Annotated in this window: 9 protein-coding genes; 5 read left to right on the top strand and 4 right to left on the bottom strand. The window is 48.5% G+C overall.

Annotated elements, in window-relative coordinates; all coding sequences use genetic code 11:
• Positions 1-308 precede the first annotated feature (308 nt).
• Positions 309-1,400, top strand: coding sequence for a glycerol dehydrogenase (locus tag ACSVDI_RS10200; RefSeq protein ID WP_457942658.1), 1,092 nt, complete (start codon positions 309-311; stop codon positions 1,398-1,400).
• 82 nt (positions 1,401-1,482) lie between these two features.
• Here the strand turns inward: ACSVDI_RS10200 and ACSVDI_RS10205 are convergent, their stop codons facing one another.
• Positions 1,483-2,442 (bottom strand): DMT family transporter, encoded by a 960-nt coding sequence (locus tag ACSVDI_RS10205; protein WP_457945634.1) that lies wholly within the window; start codon positions 2,440-2,442, stop codon positions 1,483-1,485.
• Positions 2,443-2,592: 150 nt separating this feature from the next.
• Here ACSVDI_RS10205 and ACSVDI_RS10210 point away from each other — a divergent pair, with 150 nt between their 5' ends.
• From ACSVDI_RS10210 to ACSVDI_RS10225, 4 genes are all read left to right on the top strand, one after another.
• On the top strand, positions 2,593-3,123 hold the full coding sequence (locus ACSVDI_RS10210; protein ID WP_457942660.1) for a ferritin-like domain-containing protein: 531 nt from the start codon (positions 2,593-2,595) through the stop codon (positions 3,121-3,123).
• Positions 3,124-3,982: 859 nt separating this feature from the next.
• On the top strand, positions 3,983-5,146 hold the full coding sequence (locus tag ACSVDI_RS10215) for a trans-sulfuration enzyme family protein (RefSeq protein WP_457942661.1): 1,164 nt from the start codon (positions 3,983-3,985) through the stop codon (positions 5,144-5,146).
• Complete coding sequence (locus ACSVDI_RS10220) at positions 5,146-6,057, top strand: PLP-dependent cysteine synthase family protein (RefSeq protein ID WP_457942662.1); 912 nt, start codon at positions 5,146-5,148, stop codon at positions 6,055-6,057. The genes ACSVDI_RS10215 and ACSVDI_RS10220 overlap by 1 nt, the downstream gene beginning before the upstream one ends.
• 19 nt (positions 6,058-6,076) lie before the next feature.
• On the top strand, positions 6,077-6,946 hold the full coding sequence (locus tag ACSVDI_RS10225; RefSeq protein ID WP_457942663.1) for a class I SAM-dependent methyltransferase: 870 nt from the start codon (positions 6,077-6,079) through the stop codon (positions 6,944-6,946).
• A gap of 155 nt (positions 6,947-7,101) precedes the next feature.
• Here ACSVDI_RS10225 and ACSVDI_RS10230 read toward each other — a convergent pair whose 3' ends face one another.
• From ACSVDI_RS10230 to ACSVDI_RS10240, 3 genes are all read right to left on the bottom strand, one after another.
• Positions 7,102-8,226 (bottom strand): SGNH/GDSL hydrolase family protein, encoded by a 1,125-nt coding sequence (locus tag ACSVDI_RS10230; protein ID WP_457942664.1) that lies wholly within the window; start codon positions 8,224-8,226, stop codon positions 7,102-7,104.
• Positions 8,227-8,346: 120 nt separating this feature from the next.
• Positions 8,347-11,163, bottom strand: a complete 2,817-nt coding sequence (locus ACSVDI_RS10235) for a glycoside hydrolase family 2 TIM barrel-domain containing protein (protein WP_457942666.1) — start codon at positions 11,161-11,163, stop codon at positions 8,347-8,349.
• Between the two features lie 141 nt (positions 11,164-11,304).
• A complete protein-coding gene (locus ACSVDI_RS10240; RefSeq protein ID WP_457942668.1) occupies positions 11,305-12,651 on the bottom strand; it encodes a GH1 family beta-glucosidase in 1,347 nt (448 codons plus the stop codon).
• Positions 12,652-12,660 lie beyond the last annotated feature (9 nt).

The raw sequence follows: 12,660 nt of genomic DNA on the forward strand, positions 1-12,660 counted from the left end.
ACGCATTGAACCCACAAAAATGGAACGGAGCGCCAAGGCCATTGTCCATACTTCGTTAGTATTTCTGTTTTCTCTCCGTTCTATCGATAAACTGCGCCGGGCTTTTTGCAGGAGATTACGCAACACAGCTGTTCGGCTGTTTGGGAAGTGTTTTCGCGCCGGATGATTGCGAAACTTCGTTCCTTGAATGGAAAATAATTCCACAAATAAATTCGATGTGAAATTCATATATTGAAAAAAGATTGTTAAAGTTTTGATTATAATAGTACTTGTTAAAAAAATAATTATTACGACTGGAGAGATACCATTTGTTAAAACTGATGCGGGCGCCTTCTAAATACGTTCAGGGCCCAGATGCTCTGCTGGAACTGTACGATCAGGTCAAAGACCTGGGCAAATCCTTCCTGTTTGTCTGCAGCAAAAGCGGGTACAAAGCTGCACAGCCTAAAATTGAAAAGAGCTTTGCTGGGAAAGATGCCAAAATTCTTTTTGAAATTTTCGGCGGAATCAGCTCTACCGGGGAAATCGCAAGAATGCAGAAAATCGCTGCAGAAAATAATATCGACGTAATCTGCGCCATCGGCGGCGGCAGCGCCATTGATACCGCAAAAGCGGCAGCCTTCTACTCCCACCTGCCGGTTGTGATTATTCCGACCGTTTGCGCAACCGACGCGCCCTGCACCGGCCTTTCCGTAATTTACAATGACGATGGAACTTTCTCGAACTACATTTTTTACCCAAAAAATCCAGACGCCGTCATCGTGGACACCTCCATTATAGTAAAGGCACCGGTCCGCTTCCTTGTTGCGGGCATGGGCGATGCGCTGGGTACATATTTTGAAGCCAGAATGTGCGAAAAAACCAATTCGCCAAGCCTGGAAAACGGCGGCATTACCAAGTCTGCCATGGCCCTGTGCGAGCTTTGCTACAACACGCTCCTAGCGGACGGATACAAGGCCAAAAAGTCCGCTGAGCTTGGCGTTTTGACTCCTTCCGTAGAAGCTATTATTGAAGCAAATACTTACCTGAGCGGCGTTGGCGCGGACAACGGCGGACTTGCCACTTCTCACTCCGTTTACAACGGATTTACTGCTCTGGAAGAATGCGAAAAAACCATGCACGGTGAACTGGTAGCATTCGGAACGATTGCCCAGCTGATTCTGGAAGATGCACCGATGGAAGAAATTGAAGAAGTCATGGATTTCTGCGTATCGGTCGGCCTGCCTGTTACCCTGCGCGAAGTTGGCGTAACCGATTCCTCCAGAGTGATGATTGCGGCTGAAAAAGCCTGCGCACCGGGTGAATCCATTCATAACATGCTCGGCGACGTAACGCCGGAGCAGCTTTATAACGCAATCCTTGCCGCAGACGCACTCGGCAAAGAGTTCCTCGGCGAATAAAACATCCAATTTTCACGGTTCACAGAGAAAAGCACGCCGCGCCTTCTACGAAAGAAGGCGCGGCGTGCTTCTTTATTGCCGTTTATTTGGCGGCATCCTCTTTTACTTCAGCTCTTCGTCCGGATTTGCGGCTTATTTTCTGCCCAATTCCCCACGAAAAGGGATTCTGCGAAATTACCAGCCCAATCAGGGTTAGCGCAGTTCCGCCAACAATCAGCGCAGTAATCTGTTCCTGTAAAAAAATCGCCGACGCGATAATCGTAATCACCGGACCAAGGTAGGTATAAATACTCGTTTTTACAGCCCCCAGGGACTTTACGGCCAGATTCCATGTTACAAAGCAAATTGCCGAAGCGCAAAGCCCCAGATACAGAACATTCAGCAAATTGGTTGTTTCCAAAAGGCGGGCAAAGCGCGCTGCATCCCACTGAACCTGAAAAATCTTCATCGTCGGTATCATCAAAATCACACCGTACAAAAAGATTCTTCGGGTAGTCTGAATGGTATTGTATTCAAACCAGCTGATTTTCTTCACCAAAACGGAATACAGCGCCCAAACCATGGCCGCCAATATAGTCAGGATATCGCCCAGAGGATTTAATTTCATTTCCCGGCCGTTCAGGCTGATCAGCACAATTCCTGCCATGGCAATCACAAAGCCAAAAAAAAAGCGAGCGTTTAATTTCTCTTTATTAAAGAAGTAGGAAAATATGGCGGTAAAAAATGGAATCACGGAAATAATTACTCCGACATCGGAGGCAGTGGAATATGTTAACGCGATATTCTCGAGCAAAAAATAAAGAACCGTTCCGAGAAGACCGGCCGCGGCAAAATACCATTCGTGCTTTCGGTTAGTTACCTTAAGCCGGTGCGGATATGCAATCGACAGTGCAATCAAGGCAATGAAAAAGCGGATAAACAGGACTTCGACCGGTGAAAAATCCCTCAGCAGAATCTTCGTTGAAATAAACGTGGTACCCCAAATAGTAACGGTAAACAAAGCCAACAGATGGCCGGCAGCAATATCCTTTTTCGTAGTAATTCTCCTAAATCATTTATTTTAATTTTCATTATAACTGATTTTGCAGCCGACCGTCAACACAGAATAATCCGGCCGTGTCCTTTCGGTGTCTTGAATAAACGCATCGATTTTTTCATATATGTAATTATCCGAAATATGGGAGGATTTTACATGACGCCAACCAGCAACAAGGTGATTTACCGCGGGTACTCGGATTCTTCTCCCTACCCGCCGATCAAGGTTCAGGCCCCAAACCGGGATTATGCAGATCTGCTGATGGATGATCTTGCCGGGCCAAGTGGTGAATTTACGGCCATGAGTCTGTACTTTTACCAGCATTCCGTGGCAGACAAACAATTCGGGGATTACAGCATAATGACAATGCGAATTGCAATAGCCGAGCTGCACCATATGGACATTCTCTCTTCCGTAATCCGCGAACTGGGTGGAAACCCGGTGTTCCAGAGCAGTACACGGTCAAATGCGCGCTATTGGAGCGCGAAAAACGTTGTTTACAGCAGTGATCTATACAAAAGTCTGCGCATCGCCCTGGATGGCGAAACGAACGCCATTGAAACATATGGAAGGCACATTCAAATGATTGACGACCCATACCTGAAAAATATTCTGGAACGAATCGTAGTCGATGAACGGCTGCACAGAAGCTACATCTATCATATGATAGAAGAATATTGCAGATAAATGTTTTTCTTTGTTTCCTTGCATCCCCGCCGGTACACATACCGACGAGGATGCTTTTTGCTTGCGAACCACTCTTATTATGCCTTATGAATCTAGCTGCCGGAACGCAGGAATCATGAACATCGTTTTCAGATATTCTTTATAGAATCGACACACCTGATTTGTATACTAAAAATATCAAATCAAGTGATCGAAGCTTCCATCGCTTTTCTTACTGCAAATACCCGCTCGGACTAACAGAATACCGACCCAGAGGGTAATAGATAAATTACAAGTGCCTCGGTATGAGGAGAATATACTTTTTCATAATTCCTCTCTCAAAAGCCGCCCGAAAGAGCGGTTTTTCTTTTTGTCCGTAAAAAGGCTGATGGTTTTAACCAGGCTTGCAGCATAACGATGATTGCCAAACCAGCCAAATAGGAACGGCAGATTCCATTTTGTGTATGCTGCAGCGCAGGATTCCGCACGGGCAATCAAATTTCTCTGCCGAACCACGCCCTTTCACCCAATGAGATATTGATTTCTGCATTTCGTATTTATTAAAATATTTGACTTTAAAATTCTTGACAATTAAATAGAAAAGGAGTAACATTAATATAAACAATGCATATATATATACTATGAATTTGAAGGAGAGACAGCAATGAGCAACTGCAAAAAGATTCTAAGTACCAAAATCACTCGTAAAACTGCGTGTACCTGCCGCAGCTTTGCTGATTGCTGCCTTTTTCTCGGTAAAACCGGAATAAACCGCCGATGTTTGCCTTTCGGATAAAGTGTACTTTTCTATTCGGGCTTCGGCAGCAAAACGCCGGGGCCTTTTTTAAAGCTTCAAAATATTCGAAAGGGTTTGATTGATATGAAAGGTCACATGTTTAACACAAAGCTAATTCATGGCGGAGTTGACGGGGATGAACTTACCGGCGCAGTAAGCGTACCGATTTACCAGACTTCTACATACCGGCAAAAGGAGCTTGGGGGAAACGCCGCGTATGAATACTCACGAACCGGAAACCCCACCCGTGAGGCACTGGAAAAGCTGATTGCCGAACTGGAGGAAGGCATCGCCGGATTTGCCTTTGCTTCCGGCATGGCAGCCATTACAACCGTTCTGTTCCTGTTCCGCAGCGGAGACAAGATTTTGATTTCCAGCAATGTGTACGGCGGTACCTTCCGCATCCTTGACAAAGTGTTCCATTCGTTCGGGTTGGAATATGAAATTGCCGACACCTCCGATTTAAAAGCGCTGGAAAGCCGCATGGGTCCCGCCGTAAAGGCGGTGCTGACGGAAAGCCCCGCCAACCCCTTACTAACAATTACGGACATTGCCGCGGTTTCCGAACTGGCGCACCGACATGGTGCGCTCTCCATTGTTGACAACACCTTCATGACCCCGTACCTACAAAAGCCGCTTACGCTCGGAGCAGATATTGTGGTCCACAGCGCAACCAAGTACCTGGGCGGGCACAGCGACCTGGTTGCAGGGCTGGTCGTGACAAACAAGCAGGAGCTTGCGCAGCGCCTTGCATTCCTGCAAAACGCCGCGGGCGCAATTCTGGAGCCTTTCGATTCCTGGCTGTTGATTCGCGGGATAAAAACCCTTTCGGTACGCATGGACCGGCATTTGGAAAACGCTGCATTTCTGGCAGAGTTCCTGCGCAGCCACCCTGCGGCGGAAAAAGTGTATTATCCTGGATTTCCTGATTCGGAAGGATATAATATTCAAAAAAAACAGGCATCCGGCGCAGGTGCGATGATTTCGTTCGTTCTGTCCAACCGATACGATATCCGGGAATTTTATAAAAATGTCAATCTGATTGCACTGGGCGAAAGCCTTGGCGGCGTGGAATCCCTTGTCTGCCACCCTGCCAGTATGACCCATGCTTCCTTCCCCTATGAACTGCGGGAAAAAATCGGGATTGTAGACAATCTGGTGCGACTTTCCGTCGGAATCGAAGACAAATACGACCTTGCAAACGACCTTACCAATGCATTTCAAAAAGCGGAAAAGAGGGAAGCCTGATGAAATACTACAATGACATCCGCGATTTGATTGGGCATACCCCACTGGTGAAGCTGAATCATATGGAATTTCCGAAACGCGTAAATGTATTCGCCAAATTGGAGCTTTGGAATCCCGGAGGAAGCGTAAAAGACCGCATGGGTGTCGCTTTGGTGCAGGACGCCGAAAAGCGCGGTGTTCTAAAACCTGGCAGCACCATTTTGGAGGCAACCGCTGGCAATGCCGGAATCGGCATTGCTCTGGCGGCGCTCGGAAAGGGCTATCGCGTTATTTTCATTGTTCCGGAAAAATTCTCGTTGGAAAAGCAGGCCGTCATGCGTGCTTTGGGAGCAGAAATTATTCATACCCCGCTGGAAAAGGGAATGCAGGGTGCGTTTGAAAAGCTGGAAGAACTGCGGCAGAAAGTGGAACAACCCGTTTTGCTCAGCCAGTTTACCAATCCTCAGAATCCCCAGTCCCACTATGAAACAACCGGGCCGGAGATTTACAGCGACCTGGACGGAAAAGTGGATTATTTGGTTGCCGGGGCGGGCAGCGGCGGAACGCTTACGGGCACGGCACGGTTTTTAAAGAAAAAACTTCCGGGTCTAAAATGCATTATGGCGGACCCTTACGGTTCTACAATGGGAGGAGGCACCGCCGGGTGCTATGCCATTGAAGGCATTGGAAACACGTTTATGCCGGAAACAATGGATATGAGCGTTGTAGACCAGGTAATCAAAGTTGCCGATCGGGAGGCTTTTGAGGAAGTACGGCTGCTGGCCGCCAGAGAGGGAATCCTTGCCGGGTCATCCTCCGGCGCCGCGCTGACCGCGGCAAGAAAAGCCGCGTCGGATACCGAAACGGAAGGCAATATGGTTGTTATCCTTCCCGACCGCGGCGACCGTTATCTGAGTAAGAATCTGTTTTAAGTGGGTGAGGTGAAACAATATGGATTCGTTGGAATTACATTCGTTTCAGCCATCCGGCTGTGTAAAAGCAAATCTCCACAATGTTCACGAAACCCTTCTTCTGCCCCTGTGGTGCAGGGCAAAAGCTGCGGAGCTGAGCAGCGACAAATTCAACGATTTTCAAGCGATTCAAATGGTGCACCGCATCGACTACAATTTTTCTAGGTTCCACGCAAAAATCCGTAAGTTCTTCATCGTCATGCTTGCGGCACGGGCAAAGGAGCAGGACGGCATCATCCGCAGATTCCTGCTGGAACACCCGCACGCCACCATTGTTAATATTGGCGCGGGACTGGACACAACCTTTTACCGCGTAAACAACGGAACCGTTCAGTGGTATGATTTGGATGTTTCCGACGTGATTGATCTTCGGAAAACCCTACTGCGGCAGGACCCGCAGATTCATTATATTGCAAGGTCGATGTTTGAGCCCGACTTTCTGGAGGAAATCGCTCCGCCGGAGGATGGAATCCTGTTTTTGATCAGCGGGGTGCTGATGTACTTTAAAGAACCGGATATTCGTTTGTTTTTGAAAAGGATTGCCGACCGTTTTCCGGGCTGTGAAATCGCGTTTGATACACTGACTCCTTTCGGTGTTTCCATTGCGAACCGGATCATCCGAAAATCGGGAATTTCAAACGCACGAATTCAGTGGGGCATTTCCAGCGTCAACAACATTAAGAAGTGGGATTCTCGGTTTCTGGTGAAAGAACAAAAACCGGTATGCTACAGCGTTTTCCCTTACCGCCGGTTTGGTTTTCTTTCCTGCGCATTAATCTTGCTGAACCGTCTATTTCATGTTTACACACTGAATTGGATACAATACAATGCAGAGGGCACACCCTTATAAAGAGAGGAAGGACAGCCGCAATTAAACGGCTGTCCTTCCTCTCTTTAAAAATGTTCGAATCCCTCAAAATCTTTATGCCGATTATAGACTGCACAAGCTGCTTTAATCAGCAGGTAAAAGCGAAACTCGGCGACAGAACCCGTCCGCTATAGGAATTACCGGGAAACGAGAACCGCGGCAAGGTAAAACTCCGCAGCCGGTTCTGGTTCGGCCTTTGTGATGCGGATCTCGAGGCAATGTTTCCCTGCCGGAAGATCCTGCGCCAGCGTGGTAATAAAAAGGCAGTCGCCCCATGTCTCATCAAAATTACCATCCAAAATTACAGCGGACGACGGATCCCCATCCAGAACCGCCTGCGCTACCGGCGCCGGATGAAGAACGCTCTTCCGGTACTGAACAGCAACCCCCGTGCCCTCAAACTCAAACGAGATGGCATCGCCGACTTTGCAGGCCATCCACCCCTGTTTAAAACAGTCTTGAATGCTGTTCTGCTTCCGGTCATCACATCGAAACCCCAAACAATGCGGTGTGTAGCTGTAATTTCGAAGGCGGAAGGAATCCTCAAAGCGATTTTTCGTCACCGGTTTGGGAAGCAAACTGCAGGGCGGTTGTGCCGCAGCCGGTTGTAGGTAAATATCCTCCAAACAGGCCGCTACCGTGTCCGCGATAAGAGAATGCCCAAAATCGTTCGGATGCAATCCATCTGGGGAAATCTCGTCTGCCCGAATTAAGCCGGAAACAACACACGGGTACAAACTGGCTTTCATGCTGACACATGGAAGGTCATACGCTCTGCCGATTTTCAGGTGGCGTTCCTCCGCGCTGATTCCATTGTCGTAACGGACATTATGGAGCAGCAAAACTGCCGGGTGGTTAGCGCTTTTCAGTACCGTGCGCACGAGTCCCTCGTAAGTCTCTTCAAAAAAGTCCGTGGGGCCGTCGTTTACACTGAATTCAAGGATGATAAAATCCGGTTTTGCCGCCAAAAGATCTTCCTTCACGCGAGCCACGCCAAACTGCGAGGTCGTTCCCCCAACGCCGGCGTTGATGTAAGACACCGCCGACTTTGGAAATTTACGCTTCCACCACTGGTAAACCAAATGGGCATAGCAGGTTTCTGGAGAAGAAGCGAGGCTGCCCTGGGTAATGGAACCTCCCAAAAATCCCAGGGTTACAGGCTGGCCTGTCTCCGCTTTTTCCATGCAAAGCTGAATGCTGCGCCGGTTGCCCCGGTTTACCATGCCGTTTGGCGCAAATTGCTGAAAATCTTTGCGGTTCACACAGCCGCCTCCTTTTGGTCTGTTCTCGGAATGTGGAGATGCCTATGTATTTCCTAATATGGCACGAAAATAGCAACACGACCGAACGTCGAACGGTTAAGCAAATCCGGCAAATTTACATCATGGGTTGTCTTCCTCAAACAATGACTGCAGGGAGGCCCCAAGTTCTTGTTCCGGGTGGAATGCACCGCTTCGGACGTAGCTGAAAAGGCTGAACAGGAGCTGCCTTCCCTCCGCATGTTCCAAGAGCTTTTCATAGTCGCAGGCACAAACCAGCAGATTGCCTGAAAACACTTTACACTCAAACAGGAATCCCAGTTTATGGTTCCGTTCGAAATTATCGATGGTCTGGACAATCGGCCTGAAATTTTGCAAGGTGTTATCCAGAATCACCGAGCAAGAATTTTGAATAATATGCCACCACGGGTAAGTGGAATATTCTTCGCATGGGAAATATTTTAACGCCGGGTGCTGATTTTGAATCAGCAGTCCCATGGTCCCAACCGCAACTTCTTTTCCCATACTCTCCGAAATCGAACGAAACATCGGGTAGCACCAGAAATCAGTGCAGTAAAAGCCTTTTACTGAATTTTTCACCGTGTCCGGTTTGGCAAAAAGAATGACGTTCTCCCCCTGTTTCAGCTTTGCGTCCACTTGCGCGGAATAGCCGTTATACACATTCAGACCGGATAAATCAATCAGTATGTCTTTTGGGTACTCCCATATTGCATAGCTTTTTTCTATCCCCAGTTCTTCGATTTTTAACTGGAGAATCAGCTTTTTCATTCCAGCTGTATCCGGAATGGGAACGTTGATATCACAAATATCAATGTAATTTTCCGTTCCGGGGTCTGATATTTTGGAAGCTCCGGATTCATAAACGCGGCCGTCATCCCTGATTTTCCATATGAGCGTAAACGGCGGCAGCGGGGCGGCACGATAGCAGCACAATTCCAAATGCGCGTGGAATACTTCCCCCGAAACATAATTATACTTTGGAAACCTCGCCAAAAGCACCGTATCGGAGCAGAATGTACGCCATTCTTCCGGTGAAACAAGCCCTTTGGAATCCAAAAACGAATCCAAAATTCCTACCAGCGCCGTCCCCTGGCCACTGTAATCCTGCAGGTCAAGAAGCTGAAAACCCGCCAGCTTTCTGGAACGAAACGCCGTTTCAAGCTCGTCTTTGTAGCAAGCGACCGCCAGCTTTCCGGAACAATAAAAATATTTTTCCGCAAGATCACCCAGTCCCTTTTCTTCCAGCCTTTGACGGAAGATTTCAAAGTTTTTTGGTTTAAGCGAGCCGGTATATTTCTCGATTTCCTTATAATTCGGGTAAATTGCATATTGCCCGATTTCATGTGAAATCACGGGAATTTTGGGAACAAGGGCTTTCTCTTCTTGAGCACATTGTGCGCGAACGGTTTTTATCCCGGTTTCAACCTGAATTTGAATGGTTTGGCTTTCGCTCTTGGAGCTCTCCTTTTGCAAATCGGCAGAAGGAACGATATCGCTGTCATAATCCTTCTGGGTTCCCGGCACATCGGCCTGCACATGCCCCAGAGGGCCGTCGCACGTAGCGTAAGAACCGCGGATCAACCTGTTTTCGGAAAAACGGACACCGACAAAAAAGTCATCGTTTTCCAGAATATCCGGACAAAACTGAAAATTGTTTGAACCCTGCGTATAAAGGTGACGGCAGTCATACTCCTTGTACATGCCTAACACGGAATTCAGCACTTTTTTGCTGCCCCAAAGCTCATTACCCAAGGAAAACATAACAAATGAAGGGTGGTTGCCAAAGCATCTCAAAATCCGGTAACCTTCTTGCACTAAAAATTCCTGCTCTGCCCCGTTATGGTTTTCATCACCCTCATCCGTAACGGTTCCCCAAAATGGGAGTTCCGGTTCCAGATAAATTCCCATTAAATCGGCGGCCTCAAACGCGGCTTCGGGAGGGCAGCAGGTATGACACCGGTAATGGTTAATGCCGTAGGACTTTGCAATTTTAAAAACCCGAAGCCACTCGTCCACACCGGTAGGCGCAAAACCGGTGCGGGGAAAATTCAAGCACTCCTGTTTTCCACGGAGAAAAACCGGCTGTCCATTTACGGTAATCTTATCCCCGGTAGTGGATATTTCACGCAGGCCGCAGTTCACTTCAGTCGTATCAACTGTGATTTCGTCCTGTTTCAGCGTGATTTTCAATCGGTACAAGTTCGGGGTGTGCTCGTTCCACAGCACGGCATCCCGGCCGAGGAAATATTCTACGGTCGGTTCGTCCGAACGAACGGCAAAATCCTGTTCCGGCACAATGTGCTCTTCCCCGCCGTTAAAGCTCTTTGCCGAAACCGTAACCGTCCCGCTTTGTGTACCTGCTAGTTTGATTTTCAGTTTTACAGACCGGCTTTGCACATTCGGGTAAACTTGTACGTCGCTTATGTATGCTTGGTTAAATACCCGCAGCTCGATTCTGCCGGTAATGCCGTTCCAATTGGATTGCGAATCGGGGGAAGTTAGATGCCCGCCTTTCGTCGGATAATCCGTATTATCCACAAGAACTGTTAGGGTGTGACGGCCCGCCGTCATTTGGTCCGAAACATCGTAAACGTGCGGCGTACACAGACTGTTCCGACTCCCGACCTTCCTGTCGTCGATAAAAACGGTTGTTTTGCGCGTTCTTTCCAGCAGCAGAAAACACTTTTTCCCGAAAAGATCCGGCGGGATTTCTACCTCCCTTGAATACCACGCATAGCCTTCAAATTTGTATTCATCCGTCAGGCATCCGATCTCTCCCTTGGGATTTTTCCTGCCCTTTTTGCAGTAGGAAGTGGTTCCTGGCAAATGAATGGAGTCCCGGAATGTTGGCTGCGACAATTTTTTCTCCTCATCCAAGGCCAAGCCCCAGTTACCGCTTAAATCAATTACTCTTTCCATAACATGCCTTTCTCCGATTTAGGTTTGGATGCCTGCCCCATCGCAAAAACTCCGAATCATCGGCATTCAGTCCGTGATTCGAACCGGAAACCAAACGACAGGAGTTTGTTTTTGCTCCTATGCCCTGCGTGGCTTTTCTCTTTAAAGGATTTCCCCATTGGATACAATCAGGTCATGGTACCACCGGCCGGAATCTTTTATGCGGCGCTGCTGTGTTTCGTAATCCACATACACCAGCCCGAAGCGCTTGGTGTATCCTCTTTCCCACTCAAAATTATCCAAAAGGGACCAGTAGAAATAGCCCCGAACATCGACCCCATCCTGAATGGCGCGAAGATTTTCCCGTATGTAGCGCCGCATAAACTCGATGCGCTGGGGGTCATGCACTTTGCCGTCGGCGGAAACCCAGTCCAGGTTTGTCATGCCGTTTTCTGAAATGATGATCGGCTTGCGATACCGCTCATAAAAGAACTTCGGACCCCAATATAAGGATTGGGGAACAACATTCCATCCCATATCGGTCATTTCGCCTCCGGCTTTTGGGGCAACGTATTCCGCCCGGCCATCGGCAGATTTTCGTACTACGGTTCCATGATAAATATTCTGGCCTAGAAAGTCAATCGGCTGATGGATGATTTTCATGTCATCCGCACCGATTGGAGGCAGATCCTTTTCATAAGCACGAAGTCCGTCTTCTGGGTATGAGCCTAAGAACACAGGGTCTAACCACCAGGTATTATTGAACGTGGTGCCCGCTTTTACACGGAACGTTTCGTTTCTTGCAAGTGCGGTATCTTTCTCGTTTTCCGGGCAGACCACCATGCAAGCCGGGGCAATTCCAATTTTAAGCGGCTGCTTTGCGGCGGCGCGCATCGCCATCACCATTTTTCCGTGGGCCAGCAGCAAATTGTGCGCAGCGCGCAGGACCTCGTTCATTGGCAGAGTCAATCCGGGCGCATGGAACCCGGTACGGTGCCCCAGGTCGATATAGCACTGCGGCTCGTTTAAAGTAATCCAGTGAGAAACTAGAGGAGAAAGCCTTTCCGTTACAATCCCGGCATATTCAGCAAACCAATCCGGGCTTTCATCGTTCAGCATTCCGCCTTTGCGGTACAATGCATAGGGAAAATCCCAGTGAAAAAGCGTGATGTATGGCGTAATCCCGTTTTTCACCAGCTCTTCCACAAGGCGCAGGTAAAAATCCAGCCCTTTTTGGTTGATTTTCGAGGTACCATCGGGAAGAATCCGGGGCCACGAGATGGACATCCGGTATGCCTGAACCCCAATTTCCTTCATAATCCCGATATCTTCCGCCCAGCGATGGTAATGGTCGCACGCCGGGTCGCCGCTGCAGCCGTCCTGTACAATGTTTAGGTGGCGGCAGGCCTCGTCCCAAACGGAGCTCCCCCGGCCGTCCTCGTTTACCGCCCCTTCGATTTGATAGGAGGACGTTGACGTACCCCAGATAAAATGATCCGGAAATTTCAAAAAAACACC

This window comes from Caproiciproducens sp. LBM24188 (assembly GCF_054130445.1).

What these genes read in the sequence shown, in the direction of transcription:
- ACSVDI_RS10210 (WP_457942660.1), top strand. Translation starts at nt 2,593, where the DNA reads ATGACGCCAACCAGCAACAAGGTGATTTACCGCGGGTACTCGGATTCT.
- ACSVDI_RS10215 (WP_457942661.1), top strand. Translation starts at nt 3,983, where the DNA reads ATGAAAGGTCACATGTTTAACACAAAGCTAATTCATGGCGGAGTTGAC.
- ACSVDI_RS10220 (WP_457942662.1), top strand. Translation starts at nt 5,146, where the DNA reads ATGAAATACTACAATGACATCCGCGATTTGATTGGGCATACCCCACTG.
- ACSVDI_RS10225 (WP_457942663.1), top strand. Translation starts at nt 6,077, where the DNA reads ATGGATTCGTTGGAATTACATTCGTTTCAGCCATCCGGCTGTGTAAAA.
- ACSVDI_RS10235 (WP_457942666.1), bottom strand. Translation starts at nt 11,163, where the DNA reads ATGGAAAGAGTAATTGATTTAAGCGGTAACTGGGGCTTGGCCTTGGAT.